This window comes from Phytoactinopolyspora halophila (assembly GCF_003287285.1).
Lineage (GTDB): Bacteria > Actinomycetota > Actinomycetes > Jiangellales > Jiangellaceae > Phytoactinopolyspora_A > Phytoactinopolyspora_A halophila.
In genome coordinates this window covers 369,032-387,158 of the sequence record NZ_QMIG01000002.1, presented here as the reverse complement: position 1 = coordinate 387,158, position 18,127 = coordinate 369,032, and the positions used below count along the sequence as shown (strand labels likewise).

At 66.5% G+C, this 18,127-nt stretch carries 21 protein-coding genes; 19 read left to right on the top strand and 2 right to left on the bottom strand.

Annotated elements, in window-relative coordinates; translation table 11 throughout:
* The first annotated feature begins 18 nt into the window (after window positions 1–18).
* The 10 genes from DPM12_RS04285 (at window position 19) to DPM12_RS04240 (ending at window position 8,122) form a co-directional block, all read left to right on the top strand.
* Window positions 19–723, top strand: a complete 705-nt coding sequence (locus DPM12_RS04285; RefSeq protein WP_211658404.1) for an ABC transporter permease — start codon at window positions 19–21, stop codon at window positions 721–723.
* Window position 724: 1 nt separating this feature from the next.
* Window positions 725–1,474 carry an ABC transporter permease gene (locus DPM12_RS04280; protein WP_112257008.1) on the top strand — a complete coding sequence of 250 codons (750 nt, stop codon included), beginning with the start codon at window positions 725–727 and terminating at the stop codon, window positions 1,472–1,474.
* A gap of 110 nt (window positions 1,475–1,584) precedes the next feature.
* Window positions 1,585–2,571 carry an ABC transporter substrate-binding protein gene (locus DPM12_RS04275; protein ID WP_112257007.1) on the top strand — a complete coding sequence of 329 codons (987 nt, stop codon included), beginning with the start codon at window positions 1,585–1,587 and terminating at the stop codon, window positions 2,569–2,571.
* Window positions 2,572–2,603: 32 nt separating this feature from the next.
* Entirely contained in the window at window positions 2,604–3,197 is a 594-nt protein-coding gene (locus DPM12_RS04270) for a DUF1684 domain-containing protein (RefSeq protein WP_211658402.1), read from the top strand.
* 17 nt (window positions 3,198–3,214) lie between these two features.
* Entirely contained in the window at window positions 3,215–3,703 is a 489-nt protein-coding gene (locus DPM12_RS04265) for a PH domain-containing protein (protein WP_211658400.1), read from the top strand.
* Window positions 3,704–3,711: 8 nt separating this feature from the next.
* Window positions 3,712–5,109, top strand: a complete 1,398-nt coding sequence (locus DPM12_RS04260) for a PH domain-containing protein (protein WP_112257004.1) — start codon at window positions 3,712–3,714, stop codon at window positions 5,107–5,109.
* A gap of 21 nt (window positions 5,110–5,130) precedes the next feature.
* Window positions 5,131–5,574 carry an aspartate 1-decarboxylase gene (gene panD, locus DPM12_RS04255; RefSeq protein WP_112257152.1) on the top strand — a complete coding sequence of 148 codons (444 nt, stop codon included), beginning with the start codon at window positions 5,131–5,133 and terminating at the stop codon, window positions 5,572–5,574.
* A gap of 74 nt (window positions 5,575–5,648) precedes the next feature.
* The gene (locus DPM12_RS04250; protein WP_211658399.1) at window positions 5,649–7,313 is read left to right on the top strand and encodes a DUF885 domain-containing protein; all 1,665 of its coding nucleotides are present in this window, start codon (window positions 5,649–5,651) and stop codon (window positions 7,311–7,313) included.
* 10 nt (window positions 7,314–7,323) lie between these two features.
* The gene (locus DPM12_RS04245) at window positions 7,324–7,695 is read left to right on the top strand and encodes a hypothetical protein (protein ID WP_112257002.1); all 372 of its coding nucleotides are present in this window, start codon (window positions 7,324–7,326) and stop codon (window positions 7,693–7,695) included.
* A gap of 10 nt (window positions 7,696–7,705) precedes the next feature.
* A complete protein-coding gene (locus DPM12_RS04240) occupies window positions 7,706–8,122 on the top strand; it encodes a hypothetical protein (protein WP_112257001.1) in 417 nt (138 codons plus the stop codon).
* On the opposite strand, the gene DPM12_RS04235 is transcribed toward DPM12_RS04240, so the two are convergent.
* On the bottom strand, window positions 8,105–9,322 hold the full coding sequence (locus DPM12_RS04235; protein WP_112257000.1) for an MFS transporter: 1,218 nt from the start codon (window positions 9,320–9,322) through the stop codon (window positions 8,105–8,107). The genes DPM12_RS04240 and DPM12_RS04235 overlap by 18 nt on opposite strands.
* Window positions 9,323–9,449: 127 nt before the next feature.
* Between DPM12_RS04235 and DPM12_RS04230 the strand changes: the two genes are divergently transcribed.
* The 9 genes from DPM12_RS04230 (at window position 9,450) to DPM12_RS04195 (ending at window position 17,675) form a co-directional block, all read left to right on the top strand.
* Complete coding sequence (locus tag DPM12_RS04230) at window positions 9,450–10,508, top strand: LacI family DNA-binding transcriptional regulator (protein ID WP_112256999.1); 1,059 nt, start codon at window positions 9,450–9,452, stop codon at window positions 10,506–10,508.
* Between the two features lie 9 nt (window positions 10,509–10,517).
* Entirely contained in the window at window positions 10,518–11,414 is an 897-nt protein-coding gene (locus DPM12_RS04225) for a Rossmann-like and DUF2520 domain-containing protein (RefSeq protein WP_112256998.1), read from the top strand.
* 117 nt (window positions 11,415–11,531) lie between these two features.
* Window positions 11,532–12,380, top strand: coding sequence for a pantoate--beta-alanine ligase (gene panC, locus DPM12_RS04220; RefSeq protein WP_112256997.1), 849 nt, complete (start codon window positions 11,532–11,534; stop codon window positions 12,378–12,380).
* A 116-nt stretch (window positions 12,381–12,496) separates the two neighbouring features.
* Window positions 12,497–13,222, top strand: a complete 726-nt coding sequence (locus DPM12_RS04215; protein WP_123788234.1) for a hypothetical protein — start codon at window positions 12,497–12,499, stop codon at window positions 13,220–13,222.
* Window positions 13,197–13,979, top strand: a complete 783-nt coding sequence (locus DPM12_RS04210) for a hypothetical protein (protein WP_123788235.1) — start codon at window positions 13,197–13,199, stop codon at window positions 13,977–13,979. The genes DPM12_RS04215 and DPM12_RS04210 overlap by 26 nt, the downstream gene beginning before the upstream one ends.
* Before the next feature lie 50 nt (window positions 13,980–14,029).
* Window positions 14,030–14,161: a hypothetical protein gene (locus DPM12_RS24055; protein ID WP_281269623.1), complete on the top strand. Its 132-nt coding sequence runs from the start codon at window positions 14,030–14,032 to the stop codon at window positions 14,159–14,161.
* A gap of 60 nt (window positions 14,162–14,221) precedes the next feature.
* Window positions 14,222–15,910, top strand: coding sequence for an L-aspartate oxidase (locus DPM12_RS04205; protein WP_112256994.1), 1,689 nt, complete (start codon window positions 14,222–14,224; stop codon window positions 15,908–15,910).
* On the top strand, window positions 15,910–16,896 hold the full coding sequence (gene nadC, locus DPM12_RS04200) for a carboxylating nicotinate-nucleotide diphosphorylase (protein ID WP_112256993.1): 987 nt from the start codon (window positions 15,910–15,912) through the stop codon (window positions 16,894–16,896). Before DPM12_RS04205 ends, nadC begins: the two co-directional genes overlap by 1 nt.
* Before the next feature lie 2 nt (window positions 16,897–16,898).
* Window positions 16,899–17,675, top strand: a complete 777-nt coding sequence (locus tag DPM12_RS04195) for a type III pantothenate kinase (protein ID WP_112256992.1) — start codon at window positions 16,899–16,901, stop codon at window positions 17,673–17,675.
* Between the two features lie 5 nt (window positions 17,676–17,680).
* On the opposite strand, the gene DPM12_RS04190 is transcribed toward DPM12_RS04195, so the two are convergent.
* Window positions 17,681–18,016 carry an STAS domain-containing protein gene (locus tag DPM12_RS04190; RefSeq protein WP_112256991.1) on the bottom strand — a complete coding sequence of 112 codons (336 nt, stop codon included), beginning with the start codon at window positions 18,014–18,016 and terminating at the stop codon, window positions 17,681–17,683.
* Window positions 18,017–18,127: the final 111 nt, after the last annotated feature.

Genomic DNA, 18,127 nt, shown 5'->3' with positions numbered 1-18,127 from the left:
TTCTGTACCGTCGTCAGAATGGGCATGTCCCGCGCCGTTCATACCGTAACCATCCCCGAGAACTGTATGGTGCGCAACGACTGGGTGTGTCCGGAGTACGTCCGGAGTCGCTCAGGAGACATCATCGAGGCACTTCAACAACATGTCTGGATCACCGTCATGGCGGTCCTGGCCGGTTTCCTCGTTTCCCTCGCTCTCGCGCTGGCCGCTCGCCGGTGGCGCAACATATCCACGTTCATCACGAGCACCTCCACCGTCTTGTACACGGTGCCGTCACTGGCCATGTTCGGCTTGTTGTTTCCCGTTACGGGGTTGACGTCGACAACGGTAATCGTCGGGCTCGTTCTGTACTCGCTGACCATCCTCGTGCGTGGCATCGTGACCGGTCTGGACGGTGTGCCGCGCGATGTCCGTGAGGCAGCTATCGGGATGGGGTATGGACCGTTCCGGTTGTTGCGCCAGGTGGAGTTGCCGCTGGCGTTGCCGACCATCATCGCGGCTGTCCGGGTGACGACGGTTTCGACGATTGCGATGACCACGCTCGGAGTGATTGTGGGGCATGGTGGCCTGGGTGAGCTGATCCTGCGTGGCCTGCGCAGCAACTTCCGCGCCGAGGTGTTGACATCATCGGTGTTGGTGGTGGTTCTGGCTCTCGTCGCCGATCTCCTCCTGGTGACGGTGCAGCGACTGAGTACGCCGTGGCGGCACCGGGTGGTGACGTGACATGGACGATTTCCTGGACGCGTGGCGCTGGATCGGTGATGCCCAGAACTGGTCGGGCTCCGACGGGGTGCCGGTGCGGTTCGTCGAACACCTGTGGCTCACCGGCGCTTCCCTGGCTATCGCCTGCGTGATCGCCATCCCCATCGGTCTCTGGCTCGGCCATATCGGGCGTGGAGGAACCCTGGCGATCAACATCAGCAACGTCGGGCGTGCGATCCCCACGTTCGCCGTCCTGGTGTTGCTCTTCATGACCCCGCTCGGTCTGAGCGATTGGTCGACGATCATCGCGCTGGTGCTGTTCGGCATGCCACCGGTCCTGACGAACACCTACGTCGGCATGCGGGAGGTGGACCGGGACGCTGTCGATGCAGCGCGGGGCATGGGAATGAGCGCGGGACAGGTGGTCAGGACGGTGGAGCTCCCGCTGGCCATGCCGCTGATCATGAATGGGGTGCGGCTCGCGGCGGTGCAGATCCTCGCGACCGCGACCATCGCCGCGCTGGTGGCCGGCGGCGGCCTGGGCCGGATCATTACGGCGGGCTTCGGGCGCGGCGACCGGGCCCAGATGATCGCTGGCGCGATCCTCGTCGCCGTGATGGCCCTGCTCATCGAGGCGTTGATGGAATGGGCGCAGCGACGTGTCGATCCCTTGCGGCGGATCGAACGGCGACGAGTGTCGGGTCGGCCGACAACCGACGACAAATGGGATGCGGATGATCAGTATGCGGAAGATTCTGTCGGTGCGAAGTAGTTGACTGTTCTATGCGGGCGCTGCGTCGCAGGGCTCGCCGGACACGCGCGGTGGCAAGGACGCCCCGCGGGACACAAAAGGCGAATGCACAGAAAGGTTGGTCAACCGAGATGACCAGGCGACGTAGCTCTTCGATTCTTGCGGGTGGTGCCGCGTTCATGCTTCTCCTCGCGGCGTGCGGAGGCGACGAGACGGATGTAACTACCGGCACGGACAATGGCGCAGACGAAGGTGACGAAGGCGATTCCGACGTTTCCGGGGAGAGCCTGACGGTCGGTGGGGCGAGCTTCACCGAAATGGTGATCATGCAAGAGGTTTACAAGGCACTTCTGGAGGACGTCGGTTATGACGTCACCACGCAGGAGGCGGACAACCGCGAGATCTATGCCGAAGCTCTCATGAGCGGCGAGATCGATATCGTGCCCGAGTATGCGGCGACATTCGCGGAGTACCTCAACGTCGAGGCGAACGGCCCCGACGCGCCCGAAGACTCGCCGCTGGCCACGACGGATAAGGACGAGACGGTGGCGGCCATGCGGCCGCTGGCCGAGGATGCGGGACTGACGGTTCTGGAACCGGCGGAGGCATCGAGCCAGAACGGCTTCGCGGTCTCGCAAGACTTCGCGGAGGAGCACGGCCTGGAAACGCTCTCCGATCTCGCAGAGCTCGGCGAGCCGCTGGTGTTCGCCGCTGTCGAGGAATGCCCGGACCGCCCGTTCTGCAAGCCCGGTCTGGAGTCCGAGTATGGTCTGGAATTCTCCGAGATCCTCCCGCTCGGGTTCGGCAGTCCGCAGACCAAGGAAGCGGTCGCGGACGGCACGGCGGATCTGGGCCTGGTCGGCACGACGGATGGCACGCTGGAGGGTTTGGGCCTGGTGCTCCTCGAAGATGATCAAGAATTGCAGCTCGCCGACAACCTCGTCCCGGTGATGCGCGATGAGGTCGCCGAAGATCAGCAGGTGGTCGACGCGCTCAACGAGCTCTCCGGGGTGCTGACCACCGAGGACCTGGCCGTCCTCAATGCCCGGGTCGATGCCGAGCGCCAGCTTCCTGAAGACGTGGCCCGTTCCTACCTGGAGGAAGAGGGCTTACTCTGACTCCGCTCGACGTACTCGATTGGCGTCGCCGGGTGGCGTCGCTGTACCGCGAGGTACGTGCGGCTTCGGATCCCGCCGCCGGACACGAGCTGTGGATCCGGGGGCGGGACACCCTGTTTCGCGAACATCCGGCGTCGCCGATCCCGCCCGAGCATCGTGCCAGCTTCGCTGGCCTGAGCTATGCCAGGTACGATCCCTCCCTGAGATTCGAGGCCCCCGTCGAGACCGACGTGCCTCCGGAATGGATCGACGTGTCCACCGGGACCGACGGCATCGTCCCGTTTCAGCTGATAGGGCGGGTGCGGTTGCCGGTGGGAGATCTCGACGTCTGGTGGCTGGACTCCTACGGGGGAGGCATCTTCGTGCCGATGAAAGACGCCTCGTGCGGCGCATCGGCGTACGGAGGGGGCCGCTATGTGCTGGACACCGTGAAGGGAGCCGACCTCGGCGGTGACCCGGCCGCGGACCTCGTCGTCGATCTGAACTTCGCCTACAACCCCTCGTGCGCGTACACCGAATCGTGGGCGTGTCCGCTGCCTCCGCCCGGCAATACGCTGCCGGTGGCGATTCGTGCGGGAGAACTGGTGCCACGAACGCCAGGGGAGGAGAAATCCGGCATGCTCTAGGGGTAGCCTGCCGTGTCGTGGAGCAGCTATTCATGCCGCCGGGAGAAGAGTGGCAGGCGGTATCTCGCAAGCTCGTGACAGTACGTTTTATCGTGCTCGGTGCATCCCTGGTGATCGTCACTCCCGTGGCCGCGATCGGCTTGGGATTCCTGTTGGGCAGCTGGGCTGCCGTGCTGGTCGTCGTCGCGGCGGTACTGGTCGCGGCCTGGAACGTCTGGCTGATACCACGGATCTGGCGGGCGTGGGGCTACGCCGAGCGCCAGGACGATCTGCTGGTGACCCATGGCGTCATGTTCCGTGAACTCACGGTGGTTCCGTACGGGCGCATGCAGTTCGTCGACGTGAACTCGGGACCGTTGGATCGCAAGTTCGGCTTGGCCACGGTCCAGCTCCACACGGCCTCGCCGGCAAGTGATGCGCGGATTCCCGGCCTCCGGGCCGATGAGGCCGCGAGATTGCGCGATCGGTTGTCGGCACTCGGAGAAGCCAAGGCGGCGGGTCTTTGAGTCAACCGATGGATAGCCCGACGCAAGCGCGCATGGCGACGCCGGAACATTTCCGGCGGCTGCACCCGCTCACGCCGTTGTTGCGTGGGTGGGCGTACTTGGCCGGTGCCATCGTGATCATCGGGCAGAATGCCTTGCGTAACCCGGCACCGGTCACTCTGTACGTGGTTCTGGGCCTCGGCTTCGCCCTATTGGCGACGGCCGCGGGGGCGGTGTCCTGGTGGTTCACCCGGTATGGATTCGACGGTGATGCGCTTCGTATCGATTCCGGCGTGCTGATGCGGCGGTCCCGCCGGGTACGCATGGATCGTTTGCAGGCCGTGGACGTGAACCGGCCGCTGGTTGGGCGGCTTTTGGGCGTTGCCGAGCTGCGCATGGAGGTGGCGGGCGGTAGCGAGTCCGATGCGCCGCTGCGGTATCTGTCGTTCGATGACGCCACCCGGTTGCGTGCGGAACTCCTGGCCCGTGCTGCGGGTATCGAGGCTGACACGCCGGAAGCGCCCGAACGGCCGGTGCACAACGTCCCGCTCGATCGGCTGGTCTGGTCCACGATCTTGTCGGTGGGATTCATCCTGGCCGTGGCACTGGTGGCGCTGCTCGCCGCACTTCTCGTCTTCGGACCGTCCGCGGCCCGCGTCGGGCTCGCCACGTCAATGCTGCCGGGTGTGATCGCCGCGGTCTACATGGTGTGGACACAGCTCGGCAGGAACTTCGGGTTCACCCTGGCGGAGTCTCCGGATGGGTACCGCATCCGCAAAGGACTTCTCGACACGCAGCATCAGACGGTTCCGCCCGGGCGTATCCAGGGTGTCTTGATCCGCCAGCCGCTCCTGTGGCGGCCGAAGGGTTGGGCCGAGGTGCACGTCGATGTCGCGGGCTACGCGGGAGCCGCGTCGAACGGCACCACGGTGACGTCGGTGTTATTGCCGGTCGCTCCGATGCCCGACGTTATGGCCATTGTCCGCCAGGTGTGCGCAGGGGTGGACGTCGAGTCGGTTCCGCTTCATCCTGCCCCGAAGCGAGCACGATGGCTGCGCCCCATCCAGAGGAGGCGGCTGGCGTACGGTGCCGGCGAGACCATGGTGGTGGTCCGGGAGGGCCGGTTCGTCCGGCGGCTGATCATCGTTCCGCATGCCAAGACACAGAGCGTGCGGGTCACCCAGGGCCCGGTGCAGCGCGCGTTGCGGCTGGCGTCGGCCCATGTCGACACGACACCGGGACCGGTAAACGCGACGATCCGGCATCGACCACCAACCGAGGCGTTCGAGTTCGTCCAGGAACAAGCCGAACGAGCCCGATTCGCGCGACGCTCGGATATTCCGGAACAATGGATGGCGCAGCATGCCTCGCGTGTTTCCCACGGTGACACCGACGGTGACACCCAGCCGGGTGCATCGAACGAGTGAGCCGAAAGGATGAAAGACAACGTGTTTCGCACGATGATGAAGAGCAAGATCCACCGGGCCACAGTGACGCGTGCCGACCTGCACTACGTGGGATCGGTCACCGTAGACCAGGACCTCCTCGATGCCGCTGACCTGCTCGATGGTGAGCAGGTGGATATCGTGGACATCACCAACGGTGCGCGCTTGACGACTTACGCCATCTCCGGTGACCGGGGATCCGGGGTCATTGGTATCAACGGCGCAGCGGCACGGCTCGTGCAGCCTGGCGATCTCGTCATCCTGATCAGCTACGCCATGGTCGACGATGCCGAGGCCCGGAGGATGCAGCCGAAGGTCGTCCATGTCGACGAGCTCAACCGCATCGTCGGTCTCGGTGCCGATCCCGCGGAACCCGTTCCAGGTGCGCAGGAGCAAGTCCGGGGAACGCCGGCGGCCACACCGTCGGCGATGCCCGACGGCCGCTAGCCCCGTAGCATCGCCCGGGTGGTGAACCCGTGGGCCGGCGTAGGCCGAGCATCGGGGAAGATGGGCTTGTGCAGGTGGACGAAGTCGCAACGCCGCGCCAGCTCGCGGACCGTTACGTTGAAGAGCTGGCGGATCTGAATCCGGTGATCGGAACGGCCTTGGGAATCCGGCCGGGGAACGATGCCTTGCCGGATTACTCGCCCGACGGGCTCGAAGCCCGTGCCAGCGCGCAACGCGCGGTGCTCGCCGAGCTCCAGGTGCTGGATGGACCGGATTTGCCGGTGGTCGAACGGCGCGCCGCCCGCCTGCTTCGCGAGCGGTTGACGGCGACGCTGGCCATTCACGACGACGGCGAGAACCTGCGCGAGGTCGATAATCTGTTCTCACCGCCGCAGACGCTGCGTTCGGTTTTCCTTCTGATGCCGGCTGATACGGAGGACGACTGGGCGGCGATTGCACGCCGGCTCCGGAACGTTCCCCGGGCCGCACGCTCGTACCGCGCGTCGCTCGACGAAGGTATGTCCCGCGGTCTCCTCGCGGCTCCACGCCAGGTGGAGACCGTCATCGAGCAGCTCACCTCGTGGATCGAAGCCCGGTGGTACGCGGATTTCGTCAGTGCCGGACCGGAAGGGCTGAAGCAGGAGCTCTCGACCGCTGCGGCGGTTGCCTCCGAGGCACTTGCCGAGCTGCGAGACTATTTCGCCCAGACCTACGCACCCGCCGCGGCGGGCGTGCCGGATGCCGTTGGACGAGAACGGTACGCGCGGTGGGCGCGCTACTGGACCGGTTCGGAGCTGGATCTCGAAGACGCCTACGCGTACGGCTGGTCGGAGTATCACCGGCTGCGCCAGGAGATGGTGGAGGCCGCCGAGGCGATCCGCCCCGGCGCGAGCCCGCAGGATGTGATGCAGCACCTCGACGAACATGGTGAGGTGATCGAAGGCGCGGAGGAGATGCGGCGCTGGCTGCAGCACCTCATGGACGGTGCGATGGCCGATCTCGATGGCGCGTACATCGACCTCGCCGAGCCGATCAAGCAGGTCGAAGCGATGATCGCCCCACCGGGCGGTGCGGCGGCGCCGTACTACACGCGTCCCTCGCTGGACTTCTCAAGACCGGGACGCACGTGGCTGCCGACGCTGGGCAAACAGCGGTTCCCCACGTGGAGTGTGGTGAGCACCTGGTACCACGAAGGTGTCCCGGGACATCATTTCCAGTTCGCGCAATGGGTCTACCTGCAAGACCAGCTCTCCCGCTACCAGGTCAGTGTCGGTTCGGTCAGCGCCATGACCGAAGGCTGGGCACTCTATGCGGAGCGCCTGATGGATGAGCTCGGTTACCTGACCGACCCGGCATATCGCCTCGGATACCTGGACGCGCAGATGCTGCGTGCGGTCCGGGTCATTATCGACATCGGCATGCATCTCGAGCTGCCGATTCCCGGTCATTCCGAGTTCCATCCCGGCGCGACGTGGACGCCGGAGCTCGGCCGGGAGTTTCTGAGCCGCAATTGCGGACGTGGACAGGAGTTCGTCGACTCCGAGATCGTGCGTTATCTCGGGCGGCCCGGGCAGGCGATCAGCTACAAGCTCGGCGAGCGAGCCTGGCTGGAAGGCCGCGCGGCGGCGCGGAAGGCACGCGGCGCGGATTTCAATCTCAAGGACTGGCACATGGCGTCGCTCTCGCTCGGCTCTCTGGGCCTTGACGACCTCGCCGACGAGTTGGCCCGGCTTCCCTGACGAGGTCACCGTGGTCGACGTAGTGAGCTATCCGATCGTCGCCGCGTCGCTGGTTTTCGCGGCGTGGGCGTTGGTGATGCTTGTCGCCGATCGGAACCCACGCGAGTGGTTCGTCATCGGTGCCGGTGTCATCGAGGTGCTCCTTCTCGTGCAGGCGATCGTCGCCGTCATCATCATGATCGCAGGTGACGGTCCGGCCGACATGGCCTTGTTCATCAGCTATCTGATCTTCACGCTGCTCCTCATGCCAGCAACGCTGTTGTGGGCGCTCGTGGAGAAGTCGCGGTGGGGTACGGGCGTTCTGGTCTTTGCCGCGCTGGTCGTTGCGGCGCTCGTGGTGCGCCTGCAGGACATCTGGGAAGGGGTCCCGAGTGTCGTCTGACCCGGCGCCAATGGGTGCGGGGCGGCTGCTCGTTGCCGTGTACGCGCTCTTCGGTGTCGCCGCTACGTCCCGCGCTGTGTATCAGATCGTGACGAGGTTCGACGTCGCCCCGGTCGCCTACGTGCTGTCGGCGTGTGCCGCTGTCGTGTACGTCGTCGCGACGGTTGCGCTGGCCAAGCGGAGCCGTGCAGCGCGCTGGGTGGCGTCGGCCGCCGTGACGATCGAGCTGGTCGGCGTGCTCGTCATTGGCACCATCACCGCGACGGGTGCCGTGAACTTTCCGGACGACACTGTGTGGTCGATGTACGGCCGCGGGTACCTCTTCATCCCGCTCGTGCTGCCGATCGCCGGGCTGCTCTGGCTGCGTCATATCTCGGCCTCTCCGGCTCGCGGCTCTGGCCGGGACTCGTCAGCCGGCCGAGGTTGAGGACGGTCGCGCGGCGCGTACGGCGACCCCGACAGCGCTGCCGACGACGCCGGCCACGCCGGCGACGAGCAGCGCGCGCAGGACACCTTCGTGATCCCCGATCCAGCCGAGCAGGGGCGGTCCGGCGAGGAAGGCCGTGTAGCCGATGGAGGACACGACCGCCACCCGGGCGGCGGCGCGTTGCGGATCGTCGGCAGCAGCGCTCATCCCCACGGGGAATCCCAGAGCGGCGCCGCATCCCCAGAGAAGGACTCCGGCCACCGCGACGACCGGTGTGCCGCCGAAAACGACCATGAGCACGCCGGCGGCTGAGGTCATGCCGCTCGCCCGGATCACGGCGGGGCGGCCATAGCGTTCCAGCACCCACGGGCCGCCGAGGCGGCCAGCCGTCATGGCCGCGACGAAGATCGCGAATCCGGCTGCTCCCGTGGCGTTGCCGACGCCGTATCCGTCCACCAGGCCGACGGCGAGCCAATCGTTGGCGATGCCCTCGATCAGCGCGAAGCACAGCACCATGACTCCGATGAGCAACGTGCGCGGCTCGCGCCAGGCATGCCAGGCCGAGATCGTGGGACCCGTGGCGTCGCGCTCGGCCGGCGTGCGAGCGGGAAGGAAATGCCGGGTACTCAGCAACGTGACGACGACGACTCCGGCCCCGATCGTGGTCAGATGGACCGCCACGGACACGCCCAGCCAGGTGAGCCCGGCACCGAGCCCGGCACCTACGACGGTGCCGAGGCTGAACAAAGCGTGAAATCGCGGCATGATGTGGCGGTCGAGCAGCCGTTCGACGGCGGCACCCTCGACGTTCATGGCCACATCCCACGAGCCGGTGCCGTAGCCGAGCGCGAAGAGCCCGATTCCGGTGACGGCAACGCTGCCGATGACGTCGGCGGCGAAGGCGGAGATGATCAGGCCGCTGCCGGCGACCAGCGAACCGATGGCCACCGTACGAGCGGCGCCGAGCCAGCCGACGACGAAGCCCGCCGTGGGCAGCGCGAGGACGGCGCCGCAGGCCAGGGCGAGGAGGAGGCGGCCGAGCTCCCCGGGTTCGAGATCGAGTGCGTCGCGCACGTGCGGTATGCGGGCCATCCACGAGGCGAAGCCGAAGCCGTTGGTGGCGAAGACGGTAAATATTGCAGTACGTGCGTGACGTATGTGCCGGGGCGGGTGCGAGGGCTCGTGGTAGTGCAGGGCCATGAGGTCGTCCAGATTTCCGTCTACTGGAGGTCGAATCGATTCGACCGAATCGATTCGATATCATGACATTCATGCCGCACGTCAGGCAACTGCGCAGGTGGAGGGATATGTGCGGGGGTGAACGCCAGTGAGTCCGAACCGGGCCACACTCGCCGAGGTGGCCGCCCGCGCAGGGGTGTCGCCCTCCACCGCGTCGCTGGCCTTCAGCGGTGCGGGACCGGTAGCCGAGGCCACGCGCCAGCGAGTGCTCGAGGCCGCGCGCGAACTCGGCTATTCGGGTCCGGACCCCATGGCCCGGTCGCTGCGACGGCGCCGCTCCGGGATCGTGGCGGTGCTCATCGGTGAGCGGCTGCTGTACGCGTTCCGCGATCCGGTCATGGTCGGGTTGCTCGACGGCCTGGCCGAAGAGCTGACATCCCTGGATTCCGGGTTGCTGCTGCTCTCCGGGGAGGCCGAGCTCGGCGGGCCCAGCGCGAACCAGGTGAAACAGATGCCGATGGACGTCGCCATCTTCGCTGCCTGTGGCCTGAATGACGATCCACTCGTCGATCACTTCCTGGAGCGGGAAATTCCCGTCGTCGCCGTGGACGGCCCGCTTCGCGACGACGTCGCCTTTCTCGGCATCGACGATTTCGGGGGTGCGCGCGCCCTGGCGCGCCACCTCGCCGAACTCGGGCACGAGAAGGTCGCTACTCTGACTCTGCCGTTGCGTCCCGACGGTCGCCGTGGGCCGGTGGACCAGGCACGAAGGGAGGCCATCGGATTCGCAGACACCGAACGGCGCCTGGCCGGGGTCGAGGAGGTCTTCGGTCCGATACCGGCCGTGGAGGCAGCGGCCAACCTCATCGAAGAAGCAGAGGAGATGGCCGCCCATCTCTTGGACACGGGCGAGCGTCCCACGGCGATACTGGCCCAGAGCGACCTGCTGGCCGTCGGCGCGATCCGCGCGGCCCACGCACGTGGCCTGCGAGTTCCCGAAGATCTGAGCGTCGTGGGATTCGACGGCATCGACACGCCGTGGCTCGGCTCGCAGGTACTGACCACCATCGAACAGCCCGTCGTGGAGAAGGGCCGCATGGCGGGCAGGATGGTCGCCGAGCTTCTCGCCGGGCGTCACCCGGAGGACGTGAAACTCGCGATCACGACGCGTATCGGTGCGACGTCGGCGCCACCCCCGCCGCGATAGTCTGGCGACGTGAGCGAAGCGGGCGAGTCGCGGCCGGCTCGGCTGAACGTCGGTGTGGTCGGAACCGGTCGTGTCGGTGCTGTGCTGGGTGCCGCCTTGAATCGGAGCGGTCACCGCGTCGTCGCCGGGTACGGAGTGTCCGACGCGAGCCGTGAGCGGGCCGAGGCGCTGCTGCCGGGTGTGTCACTGGTCGAGATCGACGAGGTCTTCGCGCGTTCCGACCTGGTCCTCATGACCGTGCCAGATGACGTGCTGCCGGGTCTCGTCGACGGGCTTGTCTCCACCGATACGGTGCGAGCTGGCCAATTCGTCGTCCACACCAGCGGCCGCATGGGCATCGGCGTCTTCGATCCGGCCACGCGAGCCGGCGCCCTTCCCCTCGCGCTGCATCCGGCAATGACGTTCACCGGGACGTCCGTCGACGTGCAGCGGCTGGAAGGAGCGACGTTCGGGGTGACCGCCCCGGAGCCGTTGTGGCCGGTGGCGGAGGCCCTGGTGATCGAGATGGGATCCGATCCGGTGCGGGTGCCCGAGGAGTACCGGGGCCTCTACCACGTGGCCTTGACACATGGGGCCAACCACCTGGTGACCGTGGTCAACGATGCGATGGATCTCCTGCGTGCCGCGGGCGTCGAACAGCCGGATCAGGTGCTCGCGCCCCTGTTGTCCGCGGCGCTGGACAACACGCTGCGGCAGGGCGACGACGCCCTGACGGGGCCGGTGTCGCGTGGTGACTCCGGCACCGTCGCCGATCATCTCCGGGAGATCCGGCGGGTCACGCCGGAACTGGAGCCGGTGTACACCGCGCTCGCCCGCCGCACGGCAACGCGGGCGCTCGCGTCCGGACGGTTGCAGGCGAGCGACGCCGAGTCGCTCCTGGAGATCCTCGCAACCCGAACCCGCTGATCATGAAGACTTTGACGGTCCATGGACGGTCAAAGTGTTCATGATCAGCGATGGGTGGCGTTATGGTCCACCGTCACCTGGTCACCCGTGCCGACGAATGCGAGAAGGGGGACGAGCATGAGCGAGCCTGTGGTCGCGCGGACTCGTACCGAGCTGGCAACCGTACTCGCGGATGTGGACAGCGAGAGTGCCGTCGTCATGACCATGGGTGCACTGCACGACGGACACCTCGAACTCGTCCGCGCCGCACGCCGAATCGTCGGCGACGAGGGCCGGGTGCTGGTGACGATATTCGTCAACCCGCTGCAGTTCGGTCCCGGCGAGGATTTCGGTCGCTATCCGCGCACCTTCGACGCGGATCTCGCCGCGTGCGCCGCGGAGGGTGTGGATATCGTGTTCGCGCCCCCGCGCGACGAGATGTATCCAGACGGTGAGCCGTCCGTCACCATCTCGCCCGGACATCTGGGTCAAGAGCTGGAAGGTGCGGTCCGGCCCACCCACTTCGCCGGCGTGCTCACCGTCGTCGCCAAACTGCTCAATCTCACCGCGCCAACGTACGCCGTGTTCGGTGAGAAGGACTACCAGCAGCTCACCCTGATCCGGAGAATGGTCACCGACCTCGACATGCCATACCGGATCGTGGGCGTGCCGACGGTGCGGGAGGCGGATGGGCTCGCGCTATCGAGCCGCAACCGTTATCTCTCGGCCGACGAGCGGAGCATCGCCCGAGCGCTGTCGGCCGCACTGACTGAGGGCGTTCGGGCAGCGGACCAGGGACGGTCTGCCGTGCTGGCAGCCGCGCAGTCGGTGCTCGACGCGCATCCGGATCTGGAAATCGACTATCTGGCTTTGCGCACACCGGACCTGACCGCGGAGGCAATCGAGGGCGACGCCAGGCTGCTCGTGGCGGCCCGGATTGGATCCACACGGCTGATCGACAACGTCGGCGTGACGCTCTCGGTGTGAGCTCTCTGCGATCCGGTAGCGCTCGCTTATTGACATGATGCAGCCGTCAGGCTTTCATGAACGCGATCGTGGCTCCATACGGGCTGTCGCGATCTCTGCGTGTTTGGAGGCTGTTCGTGAAGACCGGAGCGGTCAGCCGGACGTATCGCGCGGCCGGTGCGTCGGCGATGATCGCCGTCGTTCTGACCGGCTGCGGGGACGACGGCACCGAACCTCCGGGGCTCGATGCCGTCGCGACGGAGACCGAACAGCCAGCATCCGGCGGCGCGAGTCCGGACGATGCGGACTCCGATGATGCAGACTCGGATAACGCGGATCCAGACGACGCGGACCGGGATACCGGCGACGCCGCTTCTGATGACGAGGAGCCGCCGGCGGGCGGCGAGACACACGAGTTCCCGGATGCCGGGCTCACCATCGTCGAACCGGACGAGATTCCCGAGGATGCCGCGGCGGCCGTGGCCACGTATATCGAGTTCTACCGCGGATGGCGTACGTCGCTGCGCGAGGTCGAGATCGACAAGGCCGTGGAGGATTTCGGCACGCGGCAGGTCGTCGAGCGTATGGAGAGTTCTCTGGACTACCAGGAGGAGAACGGGATCCGGTTCGGCGGCGAGTTCGTTGTCGAATTGACTATCGAGGAACGTGGTGACCACATGGTCGTCCTCGGCGGCTGCGCCGACGCGTCAGACTTGACGATGATCGACGACGACGGCGAGCGCCCGGCGGTCGAGCCTGGAGAAGAATCGACCGCGCCCGTACATGTCGAGCTGACGAACAACGGGGGCGTTTGGCTGATCAACAGGAACGACATCAATGAGGATGAACGATGCGAAGACTAACGTACCTGGCACGTTCCAAGCGTTCGATATCGGCACGCGTAGCCGCGAGCGGCGCGATGTCGGCAGCATTGGTCGGTGGCGCCCTCGTGCCGGCGGCGCCGAGAACGGATACATCGACGTCACCGTATGGGGTTCGGGTGTCAGCGAAGGCGGTGACGGCTACGAGATCCCGCCCGAGACCATCCGGAAGCTCCCCCCGTGCTTCTACAGTCGATGGAAGACGGGCGCCGAGGTCTACGAGCAATTCATCAACAATCCCATAGGGCCGGACAATTATCCGCAGGAGCACGATCACGACCGTTTCGAGAACTGGGAGGATTACGAGAACGACGACGAGGGCTACTGGTGGACCGGTAATTGCAGCAGCGCTCGGTTTGAGAGCGACGTCATCGGTGAGTTCGCAGACTACGTGGACGAGTGGTTCGAGGAGAATCCACCCATGTACGTCGAGCCAGGTGACCCGGAGCCGGTGCCGGACGTACCACCCGAGGTGCTGGTCGAGTACGCGCACGAGGCGATGGAACTGCCGGAACCGGAGGTGTCCTGGAACCCGAAGCGCGACGGTGACGGCGCCACGCTGGTGAACATCGACACCTGGTTCTGGCTCGACGACGGACCAGTGGAGCTGGAGGTCCACGCCGAGGCTGGCGGAAACACCGCAACGGTGCAGGCAACGCTCGGCGAGATCAGCTTCTCGGCACCGTCGGCGGCTTCGGTGTCGAGTGGTCGGAAGGTGAGGAGACGGACTGTGCGCTGACCTTCGAGAGGTCGAGCGCGAGCCATCCCGGCCAGGCGACGCCGGTTCAGGTGCAAAGCCATTGGACGATCGAGTGGTTCGCCAACGGTGAGCCACAGGGAGAGCTCGATCCGCAGAGCACCGAGCAGGAATTCCAGGTCCCGGTCGCGGAGTCGCAGTCGTCGGTGACGTCGTCGCGATAGCGATCGACGGTGTCGGTATCCGAGGTGGCGTCGTTCACTCTTCAGGACGCGAGAGCATGAATGGGGCCGAGAGCCGTAGGCTTTTCCGTCGTGACGGAAATCCGACTGCCGCGTCAGCTCCTCACCGAGAGTCCGGGCTGGGCCGAATATGCCGACGTCGTCGTCGTCGGCAGTGGCATCGCGGGCTTAACGACGGCTCTCGAGGCCCGCAAGGCCGGCCGGGTGCTGTTGGTGACGAAGACGAGCCTGACTGCGGGCGCCACGGCGTGGGCTCAGGGCGGTATCGCCGCTGCCTTGGGTCCCGAGGACACGCCGGAACAGCACATGCACGACACGCTCGTTGCCGGTGTGGGTCTGTGCTCCGAGGATGCTGTCCGTACGCTGGTCACCGAGGGTCCGCGGCGGGTCCGCGAGCTGGCGGCGCTGGGCGCGGAGTTCGAACGTGCTGACGACGGGACGATCGCGCTCACTCGTGAGGGCGGTCACCGCCGTGACCGCATCGCGCACGCTGGCGGCGATGCCACCGGCCAGGAGATCTCGCGGGCACTCATCGAAGCGCTGCGCGCCGTCGAGGAGGACCCGGGGATCCAGGTCATTGAGAACGCCCTGGTCACAGATGTGCTTACGGATGCGCGCGGGCGAGCGTGCGGCGTGGCCCTGCATGTGATTGGTGCCGGCCGGATCGATGGGCTCGGTGCGGCCCTGGGGCGGGCAGTCGTCCTTGCAGCGGGAGGCATCGGGCAGGTCTACGCGTCGACGACGAATCCTCCCGTCTCCACAGGTGACGGGGTCGCGGCTGCGTTGCGAGCCGGAGCCGAGATCGTCGATCTGGAATTCGTCCAGTTTCATCCGACGGTGCTGTGGCTGGGACATTCGGCGAAGGGCCAGCAACCGTTGATCTCGGAGGCGGTGCGCGGGGAGGGTGCGCTGCTTCGTGACGTCGAGGGCCGACGGTTCATGGTCGACCGCCACGAGCTGGCCGAGCTCGCACCGCGGCACGTCGTGGCCAAGGGCGTCGTGACGGCGATGGCCGAGACCGGTGCCGAACATGTGTGGCTGGACGCCCGGCACCTCGGCGCCGAGTTTCTGGAGAGCAGGTTCCCTACCATCGTCGCGCGGTGCCGTGCCCACGGTGTCGATCCGGTCACCGACATGGTGCCCGTGGCGCCGGCGCAGCACTATGCCAGTGGTGGGATCCGTACCGATGCCTGTGGACGCACGACGGTTCCCGGCCTGTACGCGTGTGGGGAGGCCTCGTGGACGGGAGTCCACGGGGCGAACCGGCTCGCGTCGAACTCGCTGCTCGAAGGGCTGGTGTGGGGGCATCGGATCGCCATCGATCTCGCTGAGAATCTTGCGGATGTCGCGTGGTCGGAGCCCGAGGAACGACGTGGTACGCCGGCCTTGCTGGAGGCGTCGGCGTTGCCGTTCATCCAGGCTGCGATGACGGCTGGCGCGGGCGTGATCCGGTCGGCGTCGTCGCTGGGCACGCTTCGAAATCGGCTGCACACGTTGCGTCTCGAGCGGGAAAATGCTATTCCCACGCCGGAGGCGTGGGAGACCACCAATGTCTTCGCGGTGGCCGCTACGCTCGGACATCATGCCGTGTTGCGTGAGGAGACCCGCGGTGGCCATTGGCGCGAGGACTTTCCGGAGCGCGATGACGAACGCTGGCGGGGACATCTTGCCAGCGTGTTGACCCCGGACGGGGTCCTGGAAACGGAATTTCAGCCGATGAGGGAGATGTGATGAGTCTGGCTGAGCCGGTGACGAGTTCTCTGCGTGACGCAGGACTCGACCCGCTCTACGTGGAAGACCTGGTGCGGGCGACTCTCGAAGAGGATCTCGCAGGTGGGGCCGATGTCACCTCGGAGGCGACGATCTCCCCCCAGCAGTGGGCCCGTGCGACGCTGTCTGCCCAGAGTGCCGGTGTGATCGCCGGTCTGCCCGTTGTCGAAGCGACATTCGAGGCATCTGGCGATGGCATGGAGATCCAGCGCAGGATGGCAGAAGGTAGCTGGGTCGAGCCGGGGACGCCGTTGCTGACCGTTGTCGGCCCCACCCGGCAGATCCTGCTGGCGGAACGTACCGCTTTGAACCTGGGCTCACGGTTGTCCGGCATCGCCACGGCCACCAACCAATGGGTGCATGCTGTCAGCGGTACCGGTGCGACGATCCGGGACACCCGCAAGACCACGCCGTTGTTGCGTCCGCTGGAGAAGTATGCCGTGCGCGTCGGTGGCGGCGAGAATCACCGCTCGTCGCTGTCGGACATGGCGCTCATCAAGGACAATCATGTTGCCGCCGCTGGTGGCATCACTGCGGCGCTCCAGGCAGTACGGGCGGCTGCTCCCGACGTCCCGGTCGAGGTGGAGGTCGACGACGTTGCCGGCGCCGTCGAGGCGGTCGAGGCCGGCGCGGAGTTAATCTTGCTCGACAACTTCTCCGTCGATCAGACGCGGGAAGCCGTGGCCGCAGTCGGGGGGCGGGCGCAGCTGGAGGTCAGCGGTGGTCTGAATATTCAGGACGCCCGAGCCTATGGCGAGAGCGGCGTCAACTACATCTCGGTCGGCGGGCTCACGCACTCGGCGCGGGCGCTCGACGTCAGCTTGGAGATCGAGCAGGTCGGCTTTACCGAGCCCGAGGCGAACACCGCCAACTCGTGGTTCACGCCGGCGGCTTCGGACGCCGGTGTACCCGGCCGCGATACGTCCGAGAACTCGATCGTCACCTGACTATGCTGCTCGCAATCGAAGCCGGCAACACCGACACCGTCATCGGGCTGATCGACGACCGCGAGGTCGTTCACCACTGGCGGGTATCGACCGTGCCGAAACGTACCGCCGACGAGTTCATGGCCTTGTTGCGCGGGCTGATGGCAGGCGCGGAAGACACGGTGCACGGAGTGGTGGTCTGTTCCACCGTGCCGTCGGTCCGCCGGACGATGCGAGCGCTCGTGGCACGCTACTACGCTGACCTGCCGTCGGTCATGGTCGAACCGGGTGTGCGTACCGGAATTCCGGTAATGACCGACAATCCGCGCGAAGTCGGGACGGATCGGGTGCTGAACGCCTTGGCGGCAGCACACTTCTACGGCACTCCGTGCCTGGTCGTGAGCTTTGCGACGGCAACCACGTTCGACGTCGTGTCATCCCGGGGAGAGTATGTCGGAGGCGCCATCGCCCCGGGAATCGGCGTGTCCCTGGAAGCCCTCGGGCAGGCCGGCGCCCAGCTACGGCAGGTCGAATTGTCACGTCCACGATCGGTGATCGCCAAGAACACCGTCGAGGCCGTGCAATCGGGCACGCTCTACGGGTTCAGCAGCCTGGCCGACGGGATCATCGCGCGGATGGCCAGCGAGCTAGGCGTTCCGACCGAGGAGTTGCCGGTGATCGCGACCGGCGGGCTGGCACCGTCGGTTCTCGACGAGATGTCGACCGTCAAGCATCACGATCCGTGGCTGACCCTCCTCGGTCTCAGCCTGGCGTACGAGCGCAACGTTCTCGCCACATGACAACGTCACCGGGGCGGCAGTGGCGGGCTTGCCTCCATGAACCTCCAGCCGGCGGCTTCGACGGCTCGATGGGCGGCCCCGGTCATGGTGGAGAACGACACGTCGAAGCCAGCCGTGTGGCCGCGTTCGGTGAGCTTCTCGAGAAACGCCAATCCCGCGTTGTCGAGTTCCGTGACCAGATGCATGTCCACGATGGCCTGGCCCAGGCCATGGATCCGTTCGAGCCCCGCCACCTCGTCGATGGCTTCGTCCAGCTCTTCGGACAGCGTTTCGTCGATACGGCCGGACAGGTATATCGTGATCTCCTGCCCTCCCCGGTCGACGACGTCCACTGCGTTCATCGACCTCACCTCCTGGCTTGAAGCGTGACACGCACAGTGCGGCGCTGCAATGGGTACGGCCCCGGCCAGGATCCGGCCGTCGCCAGCTGACCGGGATACGGCCGGCGGAAG

Bases quoted from the DNA above. Each gene is read 5' to 3' on its own strand.
- DPM12_RS04285 (WP_211658404.1), top strand. From the start codon at position 19: ATGGGCATGTCCCGCGCCGTTCATACCGTAACCATCCCCGAGAACTGT.
- DPM12_RS04280 (WP_112257008.1), top strand. From the start codon at position 725: ATGGACGATTTCCTGGACGCGTGGCGCTGGATCGGTGATGCCCAGAAC.
- DPM12_RS04275 (WP_112257007.1), top strand. From the start codon at position 1,585: ATGACCAGGCGACGTAGCTCTTCGATTCTTGCGGGTGGTGCCGCGTTC.
- DPM12_RS04260 (WP_112257004.1), top strand. From the start codon at position 3,712: ATGGATAGCCCGACGCAAGCGCGCATGGCGACGCCGGAACATTTCCGG.
- DPM12_RS04240 (WP_112257001.1), top strand. From the start codon at position 7,706: ATGGGTGCGGGGCGGCTGCTCGTTGCCGTGTACGCGCTCTTCGGTGTC.
- DPM12_RS04235 (WP_112257000.1), bottom strand. From the start codon at position 9,322: ATGGCCCTGCACTACCACGAGCCCTCGCACCCGCCCCGGCACATACGT.
- panC (WP_112256997.1), top strand. From the start codon at position 11,532: ATGAGCGAGCCTGTGGTCGCGCGGACTCGTACCGAGCTGGCAACCGTA.
- DPM12_RS04210 (WP_123788235.1), top strand. From the start codon at position 13,197: ATGAGGATGAACGATGCGAAGACTAACGTACCTGGCACGTTCCAAGCG.
- DPM12_RS04205 (WP_112256994.1), top strand. From the start codon at position 14,222: ATGGGGCCGAGAGCCGTAGGCTTTTCCGTCGTGACGGAAATCCGACTG.
- nadC (WP_112256993.1), top strand. From the start codon at position 15,910: ATGAGTCTGGCTGAGCCGGTGACGAGTTCTCTGCGTGACGCAGGACTC.
- DPM12_RS04195 (WP_112256992.1), top strand. From the start codon at position 16,899: ATGCTGCTCGCAATCGAAGCCGGCAACACCGACACCGTCATCGGGCTG.
- DPM12_RS04190 (WP_112256991.1), bottom strand. From the start codon at position 18,016: ATGAACGCAGTGGACGTCGTCGACCGGGGAGGGCAGGAGATCACGATA.